Source organism: Bradyrhizobium sp. th-b2, assembly GCF_000426785.1.
GTDB lineage: Bacteria > Pseudomonadota > Alphaproteobacteria > Rhizobiales > Xanthobacteraceae > Bradyrhizobium > Bradyrhizobium septentrionale.
In genome coordinates this window covers 95,674-113,486 of record NZ_KE384569.1, presented here as the reverse complement: position 1 = coordinate 113,486, position 17,813 = coordinate 95,674, and the positions used below count along the sequence as shown (strand labels likewise).

The following is a 17,813-nucleotide window of genomic DNA, read 5'->3' as shown; positions in this document are numbered from 1 at the left end:
GTACCGCCGAAGCGATGTGGCACGCCACTCGCATGGTTAATAGCGGATCGCCGTCATGGGAGTGTCGCGTGATCCGCGAGTAAGGTCTGAGGGGAGTTTGGGATGCCTGGCATCCGGATCGCACGTTTATTCGGGATGGCCTGCGCGGCGCTGCTGGCGCTGGCGGCGTCCGCCGGGCCTGTGGCCGCGACGTCGCGGATCAAGGATCTCGCCAACATCGAGGGCGTGCGCCAGAACCAGCTGATCGGCTACGGCCTCGTGGTCGGCCTCAACGGCACCGGCGACACGCTGAACAACATCCCCTTCACCAAGCAGTCGCTGCAGGCGATGCTCGAGCGTATGGGCGTCAACATCCGCGGCGCCACCATCCGCACCGGCAACGTCGCCGCCGTGATGGTCACCGGCAATCTGCCGGCATTCGGCACCCAGGGCACGCGGATGGACGTCACCGTCTCCGCGCTCGGCGACTCCAAAAACCTGCAGGGTGGCACCCTGCTCGTCACGCCCCTGCTCGGCGCCGATGGCAACGTCTATGCTGTGGCGCAGGGATCGGTGGCGGTCGCAGGCTTCGCGGCCGAAGGCGCCGCGGCCAGCGTCGTCCGCGGCGTGCCGACCGTCGGCCGCATCGCCAACGGCGCCATCATCGAGCGCGAGATCGAGTTCGCGCTCAACCGCCTGCCCAATGTCCGCCTCGCGCTGCGCAACGCCGACTTCACCACCGCCAAGCGCATCGCCGCCGCGGTCAACGACTATCTCGGCGTCAAGACCGCCGAGCCGATCGACCCCTCGACCGTACAGCTCTCGATCCCGCCGGAGTTCAAGGGCAACGTGGTCGCCTTCCTGACCGAAATCGAGCAGCTGCAGGTCGACCCCGATCTCGCGGCGAAGATCGTGATCGACGAACGCTCCGGCGTCATCGTGATGGGCCGCGACGTCCGCGTCGCGACCGTTGCGGTGGCGCAAGGCAACCTCACCGTCTCGATCTCCGAAAGCCCCCAGGTCAGCCAACCCAATCCGCTGTCGCGCGGCCGAACCGTGGTGACGCCGCGCACCAGCGTCGGCGTCAGCGAGGACGGCAAGAAGTTCGCCGTCGTCAAGGACGGCGTGTCGCTGCAGCAGCTCGTCGACGGCCTCAACGGCCTCGGCATCGGACCGCGCGACCTAATCAGCATCCTGCAGGCGATCAAGGCCGCCGGCGCCATCGAAGCCGACATCGAGGTGATGTGATGGCGAGCCTGATCAACAGCACCACGGGCAGCATGCCGAACAAGGCGTTGATGCCGATGTTCAACGGCCGCCCCGATCCCGTGCTGCAGGACGCGATGAAGAAGGTCACGCCGCAGCAACTCACCAAGGCGAAGGCGACCGCGACCGATTTCGAATCGATGTTCCTGAATTCGATGTTCTCGCAGATGACGACCGGCCTGAAGGGCGACGGCCCGTACGGCGACACCGTCGGCACCGGCGCGTGGCGGTCGATGCTGACCGACGAATATTCGAAGAATTTCGCCAAGGCCGGCGGCGTCGGGATTTCCAACGAGGTGTTCCGCTCGCTGATCCTGCAGCAGGCGAACAAGAGCTGATACGGTCCCAAGGAGAAGCGCCGATGAACCAGCGTCCCCCGCAGCGACCGGCGCCCGCCCCCGCCGCGCGCCCGGCGACCTCGACGCCTCCGGACGTCGCACGGCTCGCCAACGAGCTGACGGAAGTGATGAGCGGCTTGCTCGCGGTCATCGAGCAGGAGACCGAATTCGTCCGCGCCGGCAAGATTCGCGAAGGCATGCGGCTCGAGGCGCAGAAATCCGAGCTGTCGCGGCGCTACATGCTCGCGGTGGAGCATCTGAAATCGATGCAGAAGATGCTGTCGCAGACCGATCCCGAACTGCTCGCGACGCTGCGGCGTCATCACGAGACGTTCCGCGCCATGCTCCAAGTCAACTTGACGGTGCTTGCGACCGCGCACGCCGTCTCCGAAGGGATCGTGCGCGGCGTCAATGCCGAGGTGCAGCGCCGCAACATCCCGAACACCTACACCGCAAGCGGACAGCGCGCCACGCCGGGCCCGCGCAACATGACGCCGATCGCGGTCAGCCGCACGCTCTGACTCGCTTGCAATTTAGCTCAATTCAACGCGGCCGCGGCAGCGCGACATTCAGCGTGTTTTCTAACACCCTATTGAGAGGTTCCCCGTAGAGTTGCGGATCGTGAGGGGTTGGGATTTGACTCAAGCAAACTAGTGCCTGTGCACTACGAGGCTGCCATGAGTACAGATTTCAACATCAAGCCGGTGGGGGCACCGGTCGCGGCGCCGATGATCACTCCCGTGAGCGATGCGGCGCAGAAGGCGGTCAAGACCGAACTGCCGGCGAGCCAGAGCGTCGCCGCTCCGGAGCCGAGCGTGCGCGTCACGATCGATCCCAGCGCCGTCAACGCATCGATTGCAAATCAGGCGCCGTCGGTCACCGACCAGGTCATCATCGACCGCGACGCCCGCGCCGTGGTCTACCAGGTGGTCGACAATCGCACCAACCTGGTGGTGAGACAGTTTCCGGAAGAAGCTGTATTGCGCCGCCGCGCCTATTTCCACGCGCTCGATCTCAGCAAGGATGCGCCGACGCGGGCGCGCGCGACCGACCGCCGCGCATAAGCGCAGACGGGCGCCCGTCAGGTCTGCTGGGTGGCGTAGGCCTTGTCGAGATAGGTCGACCCGGTCGCCGGGTCGGTGACGACATTGGCGATCAGCGCCGTCCCCTGCTGCACCAGCGAGAACTTGGTATCGCCGATCCTGAAGGCACCGTCCTTGATCAGCACGTCCTGATACTTGCTGGTGCCATCGCTCTGATAGTGGACCTTGGCGCGGAAGCCATCGACGTTCGACACCGAGATGTTGAACGACTTGTTGTTGGCATATTTGCCGCTCCAGCTGCCCTCATAGAGGTTCGGATCGACGGCCACATAGGGCGTCTTCGACGGCACCGTCAGGCCGGCGGCCTTGTAGTTGGCCGACAGGATGCTCAACACGTCGGCCATGCCGAGGGCTCCGCTGCCGGTCGATCAGCCGCGGCCCGACAGGCCGGCGGCGATGTTGCAGTTGATGTCGATCAGCGACTTCAGCTTCGCCGGGTCCGGATTCATCTGAATGTCGATGGTCTGCTTCATCACGAACACGCTGATGTTGGCGATGTTCTGACGCACCTCGAGCGGCTGCGGATTGTCGTCGCCCTCTGCCGCGCTGAGGAAGATCGACCACAGCCGGCGGTTGAACAGCAACGCGTGATCGAGCGCCTTGTCGAGGCCGTTCCAATTCGCCTGGACTTCCTGCAACTGCCGGGCCGCCTTCAGGAGCGCCTGCGCCTCGATTTCACGTGGGGACGCCGTCGTCGTGGACGTACGAGCGTAGGCCTGGGCTGCATTCGACATTCAATGACCTCGATGGGATGCGGATTTCTCGAGCCGCGGAGACGCAATTCTAGCGCCTGATATTTATGCATCGGCCGCCTTTAAATATGGTTAGCAGGCGTTACGAAATGCGTCGTTCTGACGGCATAGACAGATACCGTAATATCCCGGAGACAAAAGAAAACGGCGGGGTTTCCCCCGCCGTTCCCGGACTGCTTGTCACGCTTAGCGGAGCAACTGCAGCACGCTCTGCTGGCTCTGGTTGGCGAGCGCCAGCGCGGAGACTGCAATCGACTGGCGGGTCGACAGCGCCTGGCTGTTGGCCGCTTCCTCATTGGTGTCGGCCAGCGTCAGGTTGGACGAACCGGTCTGCAGCACGTTGATCAGGTTCTTCGAGAAATCCTGACGGATCTGCACGATCGACAGGTTCGAACCCAGCGTCGACGCTTCGCTGCGCAACGAGGAGCTCGCCGTGCCCAGCGCCGTCAGCACCTTGTTCGCCGAGTTGTTGTCGAGGAAGTCGGTGCCCGCGGTCAGCGAGTTCAGGCCGAGGCCGGCGGCATTGAAGGTAACGCCGGTGATGCTGAGCGTGGACTTGCCGGTCTCGTTGAAGGTCAGCTTCAGGCTGTCGCCGTTCAACAGGTTGATGCCGTTGAACGAGGCGTCCTGCGCCGTGGTCGTGATCTGCGCGATGGTGTTGTTGTACTGCGTCACCAGGGCGGCGCGCGCCGACTGCGAGGCCGAGTCGGCAACCGGAGCCGTGCCGGCCGCGCTGAACGTCGCGGTACCGCCGCCGGTGTTGGTGAAGGTCACCGCACCGATCGTCGAGGACGCCGCGTCGTTGGTCGTGGAGATGACGAGCTTGTTGGAGCTGTCGAGCGTCGCCGTCAGGTTGCTCGCCGCCAGCGACGAGTTCAGCTGCGCCAGCGAGTTGCTGGCCCCGAAGGTGAAGGTGAAAGCGGGCTGGCCGGCCGACGCCGCGATCGACAGAACGTCGCCGCTCTTGATGGTGGTACCGTCGACGAGGTTGGCGGAGGTGCCGCCGAGCGCCGCGGTGGAGGTGACCTGCGACCTGGTGGTATAGCCGGTCGGGCTCTGCAGCACCTGGTTGGCAATCGACTTCGCGGTATCGACCAGCTTCTGCAGCGAGGTGATGCCGGTATTGGCAGCCTGCAGCACCTGCACACCGTTGCCGATGCCGTCGAGCAGGTTGTTGATGTCGCTGGCGCGGTTGTCGAGCGACTGCGCGGTGAAGAAGTTGGTCGGGTTGTCGAGCGCCGTATTGACCTTCTTGCCGGTGGCAAGACGGTTCTGCGTGGTGGAGAGCAGATCGGCGGTGGACTGGAGGGAGAGGAGGTTCTGACGAACGGAGGAGGAGAGAATGATATCGGACATTTTCATACCTTTCTGGTGTGAAACTGAGGAAAAGCCCGCGCCAATCCTTTCTGATCGGGCGGATGAGCCGATCCTGCGGTCAAGCCGCGAAGGAAAAAGAAATCTCCAACACGGCATTTGAGACGAATGCCGAAGAATAAAATTGTCGCTATTGGGCGAAGTTCGCCGCGAAAACTACTGAGAGGATTGCCGATTCCGGACGAGCGGCGACACCCGCGCCCGCCCTCTGTTTACCAAGCATTAACCATCATGGGAAAGGATCGCTGTCGCATCGGCACCTAGCCGCATCGGCGACTGCTAAGCAGTGCCGAACACAATTTCGTTCCGCTAACGACGACATCGCGCGACTGCCGGCAAAGGAGAACGGTCATGGCCCTGAAGGTCGAACTCAAACCGAACGAGCGCATCATCGTCGGCAATTGCGTGATCACCAACACCGATCAGCGGGCCCGCCTTTTGATCGACGGTGATCGGATTCCGATCCTGCGCGAGAAGGATATCCTGACGCCCGAGACCGCGGACACGCCGGCGAAGCTGATCTATCTGGCCGTGCAGCTGATGTATCTGTCGCCCGACCCGATGGCGCACCACCCGACCTATTTCAGCCTCGTGCGCGACATCATCACCGCGACGCCGAGCGCCTGGCCGTTCATCGAAAGTGTCAACAATTTCATCCTCAACGGCGACCTCTATCACGCGTTGAAGGAATCCAAGAAGCTGATCGCGCACGAGGAGAAGCTGCTGGAAAGCGCGCGCAGTCAGCAAAACGCCAATCAGGACGACACCCGCAAGAGCGCGTAAACAACCCCTGACCTGAAACGAAAAAAGGCCTCCGCGAGGAGGCCTTTTTGCTATCCATGGATGCGCAGCGGGCGATCAGCTGATCGGCAGATATTTCAACAGCGTGGTCTGATACAGCATCGATGTCGTCTGGTACGACGCCTGCAAGCTGGTCTGCAGCGCCAGGATCTTGGTCGCCACCTCGTCCTGATTGACGCCCTCGACCGAGTCCAGCATCGTTTCCGCCATGCCCTTGAGCTGGGTCTGGCGATCGGTGGCCGCCTTCGTTGCCGTCTGGGCGCCGGCGAATTCCGCCTGCACGTCCTGGATCTGCTGCTGACCGTTCTGCGGAGCGAGGTTCGCACTGACGCGCTGCGCCAGCGCCGTCACTTGCTGGCTCGCATTCGGATTGCTGGCATTGGTGGTAACAGCCGCATACACCGCGACGTTCTGCAGCAGATAGCGGAAGGCCTGCTCGTTGGCGCGCGCGCCATACTGCACGGTGATCGATTGATCGACCTGCGCGACGGCGGTGCCGCGCGCCGATCCCGGGCCGTTCTCGCCGGTGTACCAGTAGACGGTGTTAGCCGGCGTGCCCGCCACCAGGCTGGTCGCGGTGTCGAATGGCGGTCCGCCGACCCTGAGCGGCGCCGGCGTCGCGGTCGTATTGTTGGCGATGCCGAGCGCGCCGAGCGCTGCCGCATTGGAGCTCGATACCGAGAGGCTCTCACCGTCGGCGCCATGCAGCGTGATCGCACCATTGCTGATGGTGGATGGGTTCTTGGTACCGCTGATCTGGTCGATCTTCGCCATCAGCGTCTGCACGCTGTCGGTGACGTTGGCCTGGTTGCCGGTGGCACCCGAGGCAACGAAGGTGATCGGGGTGCCGTTCACCGTGATGGTGTCACCGGCCGCGAAGCTCGTGGACGCCGAGTCGGTGCCGGCTGCGCCCGAAAGCGCCGTGGCACCGCTGATCGGCGCCGGCGGCGTGTTGTGGTTGTTGACGGCCGCGCCCGAGACGGTCGCGACCGGATTGAAGAAATTGTTGGACGCCGCGACCGCGGAGGCCGCGACCAGCGAGGTGTCGCTCAACGTCTTGATCGACGAGGTCAGCGTCGACTGCAGGTTGGCGGTCGTCGCCGCAGTGTCGGCGCCGATCAGGAACGAGCCCGCGGGCGGCGGGTTCGTCGTCGTCGCCGTCAGCTCGATCGCATCGGTGGTGCCGTCGGGCAGCGTGAAGTTGAACTTGATCTTGTCGCCATCCTTCGGATTGACGGCGCCGAGATCGACCGAGGTCGCCTTCGGCGTGCCGGTCGGCTGTGTCACGGTGGCGCCGGTCAATGACGACTGCACCGACAGGAGCTTGAGGCCAAACGGCGAGCCGTCCTCGGCAGCGCTTGTCACCGTCGTGGTCGCCGGCGGCGACGAGACGCTCAGCCGTCCCATCAGATTGCTGCCCTGATCGGCCTGCTTGCGCTCATTGATGAGCTGGGTGAGCCCGGCCTGGGTCGCCGTGCCCTTCAGCATGGTATCGGCGGACACCGTGGCCGGAGTATCCATCGCACGGCCCGAGAACAGATAGCGGTCGCCGGACTGGCTGTTCAGCATCGCGACCGCATTGGCGAAGGCCGCCTGCGCCGTGATCTGCCCCGAGGTCTGGCCGCTGTCGTTGAGGCTCAGCGTCGCCGTTGTCGCGGAGTTCTTCACCTGGGTGCCGACGTCGGACAGCCCCTGCAAAGTAAGGTTGGCGACGCTCAGGCGCGTGTTGAGGTTGGTGGCCGTATCGGAGAACGCATTGATGCCGCTGATCTGCGCGCGCAGGCTGAGCGCAAAGCCGCGATCGAGCCCCTGCCCCGCATAGGTCGTCGAGACCTTGCCGGTCGCAAGCTGCGTCGTCAGGTCATTGAGCTGATTGCGCAGGTTGAGGATCGTGGTACCGATATAGGAAGTTCTGCCGCTTACGCCGTCGATCGACATGTTACCCTCACGTGAGCTGCAGCAGCGCGTCGTACATCTGCTTGATCGACGACATCACGCGCGCATTGGCGGAATAGGCGTTCTGCAGCGAAAGCAGATGCGCCATCTCCTCGTCCATGTTGACGCCGGAGGTCGAGTCCATCTTGGTCTGCAGTGTATTCAGCACGACGTCCTGGCCGTCAGCCAGTTGCTTGGCGGCGGTCGCCGACTCGCCCTGCTGGCTGATGAACTGCTTGGCAAAGTTCAAGAGCGTGCCGGTGAACGGCGCGCCCGTGGTGCCAAGGCCGGTTTGCGGCGAATAGCTGTACGACGCGTTCGACAGCTGGTTCAGGATGAGGTTGGCGCGCGTGGTGTCGCCGGCCGGGGTCTGCGGATTGGTCGAATAGATGACCATGCGCGAGGGATCGCCGACCAGCGCGGTGTTGACGCTGATCCGCGCGGCGAGGCCGGTGGTCTGCGAGCCGTTCGCGGTGATCGCGCCGGTGTAGAGCCCGCCATTGTCGGTGAACAGCGGAAGCTGCGGATCGCCCGATGTCAGCGACGAGACGGTTGACGTGACCGACGCCGCGGTCACATCCGCCTTGTTGGCGGCGCCGTCGTCAAGCACGCGCAGCGTCGATCCGGACGGATTGGAGAACTGCAGCCCGGTTCCGCCGAGCGCGCCGTTGAGCTGCGACAGCACCGAGCTCATGCCGCCGGAGAAATCCACTCCCAGCACCTCGTCGTTCGGATCGACGGTCGCGGTATTGCTCAGCGGCAATACGCTCGGATCGTTGACGCGGATGATCGACAGATTGTGCGTGAGGCCGGTGGTGTTGTCCTTGTAGGAGACGTGGATGGTATTGCCGCTCTGCAGTCCCGAGAGATCGAGGTCGAAGCCGGACTGCGTCCCCGCCGTCGCGGCAGTGCCCGCGGTCGTCTTGTCCGACAGCGCGCTCGACATCGCGGCGGCGAACTGGTCGATCTGCGTCTGGGCCTGCGCCAGCGTGTTGTCGCGCAGCTCGAGATAGGCGGCGATCTTGCCGGAGCGGATCGAGTTGGTCGACACCATGTCGTAGGTGCCGCCATGCGGGAACGTGATGGTGATGGTGCCGACGGTGCTCTTGGTCGGATCGGTATTGTACAGCGTGTTGGGCGTCATCGTGCCCTGGGCGTTGAAGCTGAGCGACGCCGCCTCGGTGCCGACCAGCTGCACGCCGGAATTGGTGAACACGGTCACCTGGTTCTGGCTGTTGGTGACGGTGCGGATGTCCATCAGCTGCGAAAGCTGCGTGACGTAGCGATCGCGCTGATCGAGCAAGGCCGCGGTCGACGCGTCGGCCGTGCCGCCGTTGGCCTGCAGCTGGACATTGAGACGCGCGATCTGCTGCAACGCATTGTTGGCGGTGTTGATGGAGTCGCTGATGCCGGCCTCGGCGTTGGCACGCAGCGTCTGGATGCCCTGCGAGGTCGCGTTGAGCTGCTGCGCCATCGATTGCGCGGCATTGACGACGCCGATGCGCGCCGATTGCGATTCCGGGCTGGTCGACAAGCCCTGGACCGCGGTCAGGAACTTGTTGTAGGCGTCCTCGATCGTGCCGGTGGAGTCGGGATTGCCGTACACGCCCTGCAGATTGGAAAGGAAGTCCGAGCGGACGTCGGCGTAGGCGGCTCCCGAGGTCTCGGTGCGCAGCTGGGTCTGCAGGAATTCGTCGAGCTGGCGGTTCACGCCGGTGATGAGGACGCTCGATCCGTACTGGCCGGTGGTGCCGGTAACCTGGTTGAGCGTCTTCCTGACGTAGCCGGGCGTCTCCGCGTTGGCGACGTTCGAGGACACGAGCGAGAGCGAGGCCTGCGTGGCGCGCAGGCCCGACATCGCGGTGGAAAGGGCTTGGCCCAAACCCATGATCTGTACTCGCCTTTACTGCTTCACTCGTGCATCGCCGATGCGATCAGCGCACGACGTTCAGGAGATCCTGCACCATCGAATTGGTTGTCGTGATGACCTTGGTGTTTGCCGAATAGGCCTGCTGGGTCACGATCAGCTTGGTGAACTCGTCGGCAATATCGGTGTTCGAGCTTTCGAGCGACGAACCGACGATGGTGCTGCCGCCCTTGCCGAACAGCGCGCCACCGGACTCGTCGGTCGCCTCGAACGCACCGCCGTCGATGCGCTTGAGGAAGTTGGTGCCGTTGAAGGTCGCCACCGATATCTCGGCGAGGTCGATGTTGCGGCCGTTGGTGTAGTTGCCGACGATGCGGCCGTTAGTGGAAACGCTGACCGACTGCAACTGGCCGGCGGGAAAGCCGTCCTGCTGGATCTGGTTGACCTGGACGTTGCCGTTGGCATCCGCGAACTGGGTCACGCCGCCGGAGCCGAAATTGATCGCGGGGTTGCCGAGCGATACGCCGTTGACGACCGCATTGTTGAGCGTCACCGAGGAGATCGCCGGCGACATCTGGCCGTTCGAGGCGAAGGTGAAGTTGATGTTGGCGTTCTGCCAGGAGACCTGCGTGCCGGTCGCATTGGGATTGACTTGATAGAACAGGTTCCAGGTATCGGTATGCCCGGAGCCCAGCGAGGAGCTGTCGGTCTTGGCCCAGCGGAATTGCAGGTTCACCGGCGCACCCGAGACGTCGTAAGCCGTGACCGCGCCGCCCGAGACGGATTCGTTCAGGAAGGTCGAGTTGTCGTTGCCGACGACCTGGCCGGTGCCGACCGTTCCGCCACCGCCGCGGTTCGCAACCGCCGAGCCGGTGAAGCCGAGCGCCGCGAAGGCTGCGGTGTTCGAGCTCGTTACGCTGAGGTCGGCCGCGGTGCCGGAGTGCATCGTGATCGAACCGTTGCTGGCGATCGTCGACGAGATCCCGGAGGCAGTGATGGTGTCGATCTTGTTGAGCAGCGTCCCGATCGTGTCGGTGATATTGAGCTGGTTACCGGTGGCGCCCGAGGCGACAAAGGTCAGGACGGTGCCGTTGACCGTGATGGTGTCGCCCGCCACGAAATTGGAGGCGATCGAGTTGCTGGGCGCGGTACCGTTCAGCGTGGTGGCGAACGTATTGGCGACCGACGGGGTCGCCTTGTTGTTTTGTGCGGTGCCAGTGACGGAGGAGTCGGTCGGGGGCGCGGCCGGCGTACCGATCACCAGCGGGTTGTGACCGGCACTGAACGCGCCCGGCCGCAGCAACTCGGAGCCGGGAACCGAGGTGTCGTGCGCGGTGGTCAGGGGGTAGGACGCGAGGTTGGCGCGATAGTCGATCTTGGTGGTCTGCTGCGCCGGCAGGAAGTCGTTCTTGAATTGCAGCACTTGCGGCGAGCTGCCCGCGGGGTTGCCCGTGGTCGGGTCGATCGGCACGCCCTCGAGATAATAGCCGGCGCCGTTGACCAGATAGCCGTCCTTGTTGAGCTGGAAATCGCCGCGGCGGGTGTAGCGGTCGACGCCGTCGAACACCGGCGCACCGTCTGTGAAGCTGCCGGGCTTTTGCACCGCAAAGAAGCCGTTGCCGTTGATCGCCATGAAGGTCGCGACCGATGCCGACTGCACGTCGCCCTGCACCGAGTTGGTCGAGCGGGACTGCGCGGTGACGCCGCCGGCGAGTTGCGCGGTTAGCGCGGTCTGCGGGACGAGGTCGAGGAACGAGGTATCGATGCGCTTGAAGGCCGTGGTCTGAGAGTTGGCGATGTTGCCGGAGATGTTTTCGAGCGCGTACGACCCTGCGCGCAAGCCACCGACCGCCGTCGTAAGAGCGCCGAAGATACCCATGACATGTTCTCCAATTCGATTCCCGGCGGCTGGCAATCACAAGAGTGGCCGCATCAGCCGAGCATGTCGCAAGGGTCGTGCCAGGAAACGAATCGTAACAAAATCATGCGCTTGAAAAAAAAGCCCCCGCCGTTTAACCGGGGCACAATTGCCGGGCAGGCAACAATTGCCGGGACGGAGCGCCGTTCCGACGGCGCTCGTTCATTCCTATTTTGACGCATTTTCTTGACGCGAACCGGCACCCATCCCGCATCAAGTGCGGGACAGGCTTCGCTCGAAAACGCGATGGCCGTCAGGTCGCCGACGGCGCCGCCGGATGAAACACCAGCGCAAAACCGTCCATGCAGTAGCGCAGCCCGGTCGGCTTCGGGCCGTCGTCGAAGACGTGGCCGAGATGGCCCCCGCAGCGGCGGCAATGCACCTCGGTGCGCGCCATCCCGAAGGTGCGGTCGGTCGTGGTGCCGACCGCATTCTCCAGCGGCTTCCAGAAGCTCGGCCAGCCGGTGCCGCTCTCATATTTGGTCTCGGACGAGAACAGCGGCAGGTCGCAGCCGGCGCAGGCGAAGGTGCCCTTGCGGTGCTCCTTGAGCAGCGGGCTCGATCCCGGCCGCTCGGTGCCTTCCTTGCGCAGTATCTCGTATTGCTGCGGCGTCAGCTGCGCGCGCCATTCGGCGTCGGTCTTCTCGATCTCGAATTTCTCGGCGGCCTGCGCCGGCGAGGCACGCAGCCAGCGGAAGGCGGCAAGGCCGAACAGGCCGGCGACGGAAGCAAGCAGGATACGGCGATCGATCATCAATAAGCTCCGTTTGCGGAGGGCCCAGGGTACGTGCCCACGGTTCGTTACCAGGTACGAACACAGCCCTCCGACGTTACATCCGCCCGTCGGAGATCCGCTCACTTTCTTGCGAGGCGGGAGGATGCGGCTCCTCGGGCGGCAGGGCTGCGGGTGGCGGCATTGGCCGCGCCACGGGCACCGGCGGACGGCGCGGCGCCGGCCCCCTGGTTCCCGCCTTGAAATTGGCCTCGGCCAGCCGCGCCTCGCGGAGGCGTTCCTTCGCACGTGCACCCTCGCGGTAGCGGGCCAGGACGCCCGCGGCGGACGAGGCTCCCCTCGCCCACAGGCCGATGAAATGACCGGCAACCCGGCCGGTGGTGCCACCGGCCCAGACCAGCTCGAATGGCGAAAACAGCCGCCAGCGGTCGTCGCCCCACAGGATGCTGCGCGCGATCAACTGCCCGGCGAGCGCCGAGGTATTGAGCCCCTGCCGGCCAAAGCCGCTCGCCACCCACAGCCCTCTGCGCAACTGCCCGATCTGCGGCATGCCGTGCACGGTGACGCCGACCGCGCCGCCGAACATCTCGGCGATCGGAACCTTGCCGAGCTGTGGAAACACCGTGGCGATGCGGCGCTGCACCGCCGACCCAAGGCGCTGCGGCCGTGCGTTCCAGGTGGTTTCCGGACTGGCCCACAGCAGACGATCGCCATCGACGATGCGGAAATGGTCGATGCCGTCGCTGTCGGCGACCGAGCCGGAAAACGCGATCGTCTCCGAAAGCTGTTCCCCGAGCGGCTCGGTCAGCGCCGCATAGCGCCACACCGGCAGCAGCGTGTCGGACAAGCGCTTCAGCGGCGCACCGAGATGGATATTGCCGGCGAGGACAATATGGTTGGCGCGCAGCCGCGCCGTCGGCGTCACGATGCGTTTGCGGATGCCGGAAAAATCGATGCTGACGACCGGCGTTTCCTCGAAGATCCGCACCCCCGCCCGGGTCGCCAGCGCGGCGAGGCCGTGCACATATTTCCGGCCATCGATCTGGAACGCCTTCGGATAATAGATGCCGTGGAAATAGCGGGGTGTCCTGAGCACGCTGCGCACGCGGTCGACCTGCCAGCCTTCGACCTCGGTGGCAAAATCCACAGCCAGCGTCTGCAGCCGGCTGATCAAGGCCTCGCCGACATCGACATTGGAAACTTCGAGCGCGCCATCGCTCGGGTTGATGCCCGGGATAAGATCCTCGGTTGCGGTGGCGCGGACATAGTCGGCGCCCTCTTTCGACAGCGCCCACAATTCGCGGGCATCATCGAGGCCGACACGCTCGATCACATCTGATATCGGCAGGCCGAAGCCCGGCATCACGGTGCCGAGATGGTGGCCCGAGGCGTTCCAGCCGATTTGGCGGCCCTCGAGCACGGCGACGCTCGCGCCGAGCCGCGCCGCCTCGCGCGCCACCGTCAGGCCGGCCAGCCCCGCTCCGACCACGCAGATGTCGACGTCGAGGTCGAATGCCAGACGGTCGCGGAACGGCGATGTCGCCTCGTCAGGGCCGTCCGCCGCACTTGTGGAAGTCTCGCTCATGGCGTTTCTTACGAACCGCTGCGGCGCTTGTCACCTTGTCCGGAGCATGAGCCTGTAGAATTAATGCGACCAGACCGAATCGAGAATGGAAGTCCATGCGCCGTTTGCTGCTGCTGCGTCACGCCAAGACCGAAACCGACGCGCCTTCGGGGCAGGACCAGGACCGCCGTCTCGACGAGCGCGGCCACCGCGATGCGGCGGAGATCGGCGGCTGGATCGCCCGCCATCCGCCCCTGCCCAACCTGGCGCTGGTGTCGCCAGCGGTCCGCACCACGCAGACCTGGGAGATCGTGCGCGAGGCGCTGAAGGGTGTTGGAGCCGCGCCGAAGGTCGAATTCGTGCCGGACCTCTACGGCGCCGATCCGGCACAGCTGCTGACCGCGATCCGGATGGCTTCGGTCACCGATCCGAAGCGGCTGATGCTGATCGGCCATAATCCCGGCATGCACGAGCTCGCGCTGACGCTGACCGGCAGCGGTGACGAGGCCGCGAAGCGCGCGCTCAGCGACAATCTGCCGACCTCGGGGCTCGCCGTCTTCGACTTCGCGACCGACGACTGGAACGACGTCTCCTTCCGACGCGGCAAGCTCGTCCTGTTCGTCAGCCCTAAACTGTTGAAGCAGGCCTCGCGCGGCTGACGCAAGCGGACAGCGCCGCTCTGCCATGCTATATTGATGTCGGCGCGACAGGGGGACCGGTTCGCGGCGACACTACAAGGTGCTTCAAGAAAAAGAAGGCGCGCGTCCCGGCACAGGGACCAAACGGCTCCAGACCAATCGCGGACAGGAGGCGCAAATGTACAAATCCATTCTCGTGCCGATCGACCTCTCCGATACCGACCTGGCGAAGCCAGCGATCGCAACCGCTGCGACGCTGTCGCAGACATGGAACGGCTCGGTGCGCCTGCTCAACGTGCTGCCGATGACGCCGGTGATGCTCGCCGAATATGTGCCGGCGGATTTCGACAGCCAGCAGCGCGAAACGTCTGAAGAGGCGCTCTCGATCGTGGCGCGCGAATCCGGCATTGCGCCCGAGCGCATCTCGGGCGTGGTCCGCCAGGGCGGCATCTATCACGAGATCCTCGAGGAGGCCGCGATCATGAAGGCCGACCTGATCGTGATGACCTCGCACCGCCCGGCGATGCGCACCTACTTCCTCGGCTCAAACGCCGGCCACGTGGTGCGCTACGCCAAATGCTCGGTGCTGGTGGTGCGGCATTAGTCCAACGCCGCACCACTGACGCCTCAACGGATCCGCACCAGCTCAAGGTTGAGATCGCCGGTGACGGCGGGCTCGATCTGGCAGCGCGAAATTCCGATATCGCGCAGCGTCCGGTCATCGAGTTGGCGCAGCGTCTTGATCGCCTCGCGGCGCACCCAGTGGGTCGCGAGTGCATCGCCCCACGTTCGGAGCAATCGGAGCAATCCGCCCAGCATGCTGGACCGCGCGGGCGGTGACGCGGCTGAGGTTATCGTCGTCATTGTCATCTCCTTCGATGCCCAGAGGCGCGGCTATGCCATTGACGTAGATGCCATTTCGGCACTCGCGTCATCGTGACCTCGGATTGCTTGCGCACTCCTCGGTGCAATCATGGGCTTGTTCCCTCTTCAATGATCCGGTACATTTCTCGGAGCAAGTAAAACATTGCTCTCGGTGCAATAATGTCGCGATTCGAGTACCTGAAACTGGCGGATACGGTGGCCGCCGAGATCGCCAGCGGCGCGCTCAAGGCGGGCGACCGCCTGCCGCCGCAGCGCCATTTCGCCTATGACCGCAACATCGCCGTCTCGACCGCGAGCCGGGTCTACACCGAGCTGTTGCGGCGCGGGCTGGTGGTCGGCGAAGTCGGCCGCGGCACCTTCGTGTCCGGCGAGGCGCGTCGCGGCATTGCGGCCCCGACCGAGCCGCGCGGCGCCCGCATCGACCTCGAATTCAACTATCCGCTGCTGCCGCATCAGGCGACGATGATCGCCAAGAGCCTCGAAGGGCTCGAGCGGCCCGAGGTGCTCGAAGGCGCGCTGCGGCCGGCCACCAGCTTCGGCACGCGGGCGGCGCGGACCATTTCCGCGGAATTCCTCGCGCGCAAGAGCTGGGCGCCGAATCCCGACCAGATCGTGTTCACCGCCAACGGCCGGCAATGCATCGCCGCCGCGCTCGCCGCCGTCGTACCGCCCGGCGGACGCTGCGGCGTCGAGGCGCTGACCTATCCATTCGTGAAGGGCATTGCCGCACGGCTCGGCATCGCACTGGTGCCGCTCGCGATGGACGAGCATGGCGTGCGCCCGGACGCGGTGCAGAAGGCGCACCGCGAGGCGCATCTGTCCGCGCTCTACATCCAGCCCACGATCCAGAACCCGCTCAGCATCACGATGCCGGCCGAGCGCCGGGCCGAGCTGCTGCGCGTGACGGAGAAGCTCGGCCTCGTCGTCATCGAGGACGGCGTCTACGGTTTCCTCGACGACCAGGTGCCGCTGGCCGCGCTCGCGCCCGACAGCTGCATCCTGCTCGACAGCCTCTCGAAGAAGGTGGCGCCGGGCCTCGCGCTCGGCTTCATCGTCTCGCCGCCGCGGCTGCGCGAGAGCATCATGGCCGCGGTGCGCTCCGGCGGCTGGACGGCGTCGGGCTACGCCTTCGCCGCCGGGCAGCGGCTGATGGCCGACGGCACCGCCGCCGAATTGTCACGGCTGAAGCGGATCGACGCCGGCCGCCGCCAGCAGCTGGCGGCGAAATATCTGGCCGACTTCGAGATCCAGACCAACCCAAAGTCCTATCACCTCTGGCTGACCCTGCCGCCGCATTGGCGCTCGCAGACGCTGGTCGCCGCCGCGGCGCGCCGCGACATCGCGCTGACGCCGTCAACGACCTTCGCCGCAACGCCGGGACACGCGCCCAATGCGGTACGGCTTGCGCTCGCCGCGCCGCCGCTGGAGCAGCTCGAGCTCGGCCTGCGGACGCTGGCAGGAATGCTCGGCGCGACCGAAGAGGATTTTGATTCGACCGAGTGAACGCGACGATGCCGCGGTTCATCACGCTTGATTGCGGGGTGGCTTCGGCAGCAACGCATCGGGCAATCGATCGAAGCTGTAGCGCCGCGGCCGGTTGCGCGTGATGAAGCCGCCGACCTGCCAGGCGAACAGCGCGGCAAAGCCGACCAGGAACAGCGCACCCATCCAGTTCGATGTCAGCAGCGCCATCAGCAGCAATCCGATCATTGCCACCGCAAGGCATGCCAGCAGCGCCAGCGCGGCGGTGTAGGTCTTCGGCCCGAGACCTCCGACCAGCCTGGCGGTGCTGCCCGCGGCCTGCATCCGGCGATGCAGCTCGACGATGAAGGTGCGATACAGATCTCCCTGCGGCGCGACCAGCGTCGCGGTCTGCCAAGTGGTCGAGAGGACCGCAATCCGTCCTCCTTTGGCATTGTCGATGTCGGCGCGAAATCGCTGCTGCTGCATCGAGACCGGGCGATACGACAGTTTCACGGCGGAGATGTCGGCGTAATCCCACGCGCCAGACCTGCCGGCGATCCGCCACGCCAGCCCGTCCTCGGTCAGCTCGAACTGGTGCGCCGAGCCGACCAAAGAGGCCTTGTAGGCATAGCGCACGGCTGAGCCCTCGCCTGCCTCCGACCGATCCTGCAACGTTGTTGGCAATCCGCCGTTCCACCCGTTCATGCACGTTCGCGCGCTTGCGCGGAACGTCATGCCTATCCTACAAGCGAGCCATGCCCGAGACGACCTATTTTCCGCGTTACCTCATCCTCGGCGGCGCGATGATTTCAGGCGTGCTGCTGGCGCTTGCCGTGCATATGCTCGGCGCGCGCTACGGGCTCGATCTCGGCGGCCTGTGGCGCTCCGATACCCACGAGTTCATGCCGGCAGGCGCGGCGATTGCGTGGTGGCTGATCGCGAGCGTCGGGTTTTCGGGCGGCTACTTCACCGCCAACCTGATGCACAGCGCGGTGGCCGGCCAGATTCCGCAGCGGATGCGGCAGTTCCTGATCGTCGTCGGCGTGCTGATGCTGGCGGGCGCCGGCCAGGCCGCGGCGGCGCCGAGCACGGTCTCGACCATCTCCGCCGTGCTGGCCGGCCTCGCCGCGCTGTGCCTCGGCGCCGTAATGGCGTTTTGCGGCGCCTATTTTGCCCTGCGCAAGAGCTAGGCGTCC

19 protein-coding genes are annotated in these 17,813 nt (G+C 65.1%); 9 read left to right on the top strand and 10 right to left on the bottom strand.

Translation table 11 applies throughout. The annotated features are described in order from the left end of the window. Window positions 1-102 precede the first annotated feature (102 nt). From K359_RS0148800 to K359_RS0148785, 4 genes are all read left to right on the top strand, one after another. Window positions 103-1,227: a flagellar basal body P-ring protein FlgI gene (locus K359_RS0148800; protein ID WP_029085375.1), complete on the top strand. Its 1,125-nt coding sequence runs from the start codon at window positions 103-105 to the stop codon at window positions 1,225-1,227. Then, window positions 1,227-1,583, top strand: a complete 357-nt coding sequence (gene flgJ / locus K359_RS0148795; RefSeq protein ID WP_029085374.1) for a flagellar assembly peptidoglycan hydrolase FlgJ — start codon at window positions 1,227-1,229, stop codon at window positions 1,581-1,583. Before K359_RS0148800 ends, flgJ begins: the two co-directional genes overlap by 1 nt. Before the next feature lie 23 nt (window positions 1,584-1,606). Then, window positions 1,607-2,104 (top strand): hypothetical protein, encoded by a 498-nt coding sequence (locus tag K359_RS0148790; RefSeq protein ID WP_029085373.1) that lies wholly within the window; start codon window positions 1,607-1,609, stop codon window positions 2,102-2,104. Window positions 2,105-2,260: 156 nt separating this feature from the next. Continuing rightward, window positions 2,261-2,647, top strand: a complete 387-nt coding sequence (locus K359_RS0148785) for a hypothetical protein (RefSeq protein WP_029085372.1) — start codon at window positions 2,261-2,263, stop codon at window positions 2,645-2,647. 17 nt (window positions 2,648-2,664) lie between these two features. Here K359_RS0148785 and K359_RS0148780 read toward each other — a convergent pair whose 3' ends face one another. The 3 genes from K359_RS0148780 to K359_RS0148770 all read right to left on the bottom strand — a co-directional run bounded on the left by K359_RS0148780 (window position 2,665) and on the right by K359_RS0148770 (window position 4,794). Then, the gene (locus K359_RS0148780; protein WP_029085371.1) at window positions 2,665-3,030 is read right to left on the bottom strand and encodes a hypothetical protein; all 366 of its coding nucleotides are present in this window, start codon (window positions 3,028-3,030) and stop codon (window positions 2,665-2,667) included. A gap of 24 nt (window positions 3,031-3,054) precedes the next feature. Further along, entirely contained in the window at window positions 3,055-3,420 is a 366-nt protein-coding gene (gene flaF / locus K359_RS0148775) for a flagellar biosynthesis regulator FlaF (RefSeq protein ID WP_029085370.1), read from the bottom strand. 204 nt (window positions 3,421-3,624) lie between these two features. Further along, entirely contained in the window at window positions 3,625-4,794 is a 1,170-nt protein-coding gene (locus K359_RS0148770) for a flagellin (RefSeq protein WP_035978669.1), read from the bottom strand. A gap of 369 nt (window positions 4,795-5,163) precedes the next feature. Between K359_RS0148770 and flbT the strand changes: the two genes are divergently transcribed. Next, window positions 5,164-5,595, top strand: coding sequence for a flagellar biosynthesis repressor FlbT (gene flbT / locus K359_RS0148765; protein ID WP_029085368.1), 432 nt, complete (start codon window positions 5,164-5,166; stop codon window positions 5,593-5,595). Between the two features lie 75 nt (window positions 5,596-5,670). Here flbT and K359_RS0148760 read toward each other — a convergent pair whose 3' ends face one another. From K359_RS0148760 to K359_RS0148740, 5 genes are all read right to left on the bottom strand, one after another. Then, window positions 5,671-7,551: a flagellar protein gene (locus K359_RS0148760; RefSeq protein WP_029085367.1), complete on the bottom strand. Its 1,881-nt coding sequence runs from the start codon at window positions 7,549-7,551 to the stop codon at window positions 5,671-5,673. Window positions 7,552-7,558: 7 nt separating this feature from the next. Then, complete coding sequence (flgK, locus tag K359_RS0148755) at window positions 7,559-9,436, bottom strand: flagellar hook-associated protein FlgK (RefSeq protein WP_029085366.1); 1,878 nt, start codon at window positions 9,434-9,436, stop codon at window positions 7,559-7,561. A gap of 46 nt (window positions 9,437-9,482) precedes the next feature. Further along, a complete protein-coding gene (locus K359_RS0148750) occupies window positions 9,483-11,294 on the bottom strand; it encodes a flagellar hook-basal body complex protein (protein WP_029085365.1) in 1,812 nt (603 codons plus the stop codon). Window positions 11,295-11,586: 292 nt separating this feature from the next. Further along, window positions 11,587-12,087: a peptide-methionine (R)-S-oxide reductase MsrB gene (gene msrB, locus K359_RS0148745; protein WP_029085364.1), complete on the bottom strand. Its 501-nt coding sequence runs from the start codon at window positions 12,085-12,087 to the stop codon at window positions 11,587-11,589. Window positions 12,088-12,163: 76 nt separating this feature from the next. Then, window positions 12,164-13,651, bottom strand: coding sequence for an FAD-binding oxidoreductase (locus tag K359_RS0148740; RefSeq protein ID WP_029085363.1), 1,488 nt, complete (start codon window positions 13,649-13,651; stop codon window positions 12,164-12,166). Window positions 13,652-13,746: 95 nt separating this feature from the next. Between K359_RS0148740 and K359_RS0148735 the strand changes: the two genes are divergently transcribed. Continuing rightward, window positions 13,747-14,289, top strand: coding sequence for a histidine phosphatase family protein (locus K359_RS0148735; RefSeq protein WP_029085362.1), 543 nt, complete (start codon window positions 13,747-13,749; stop codon window positions 14,287-14,289). Between the two features lie 157 nt (window positions 14,290-14,446). After that, window positions 14,447-14,872: a universal stress protein gene (locus tag K359_RS0148730; protein ID WP_029085361.1), complete on the top strand. Its 426-nt coding sequence runs from the start codon at window positions 14,447-14,449 to the stop codon at window positions 14,870-14,872. A 23-nt stretch (window positions 14,873-14,895) separates the two neighbouring features. Here K359_RS0148730 and K359_RS0148725 read toward each other — a convergent pair whose 3' ends face one another. Continuing rightward, a complete protein-coding gene (locus K359_RS0148725; RefSeq protein ID WP_029085360.1) occupies window positions 14,896-15,132 on the bottom strand; it encodes a DUF1127 domain-containing protein in 237 nt (78 codons plus the stop codon). A gap of 180 nt (window positions 15,133-15,312) precedes the next feature. Here K359_RS0148725 and K359_RS0148720 point away from each other — a divergent pair, with 180 nt between their 5' ends. Beyond that, window positions 15,313-16,656 (top strand): PLP-dependent aminotransferase family protein, encoded by a 1,344-nt coding sequence (locus tag K359_RS0148720; protein WP_029085359.1) that lies wholly within the window; start codon window positions 15,313-15,315, stop codon window positions 16,654-16,656. A gap of 21 nt (window positions 16,657-16,677) precedes the next feature. On the opposite strand, the gene K359_RS0148715 is transcribed toward K359_RS0148720, so the two are convergent. After that, entirely contained in the window at window positions 16,678-17,322 is a 645-nt protein-coding gene (locus tag K359_RS0148715; protein ID WP_051346867.1) for a hypothetical protein, read from the bottom strand. Between the two features lie 50 nt (window positions 17,323-17,372). Between K359_RS0148715 and K359_RS0148710 the strand changes: the two genes are divergently transcribed. Then, a complete protein-coding gene (locus K359_RS0148710; RefSeq protein ID WP_029085357.1) occupies window positions 17,373-17,807 on the top strand; it encodes a hypothetical protein in 435 nt (144 codons plus the stop codon). The last annotated feature ends 6 nt before the right edge of the window (window positions 17,808-17,813 follow it).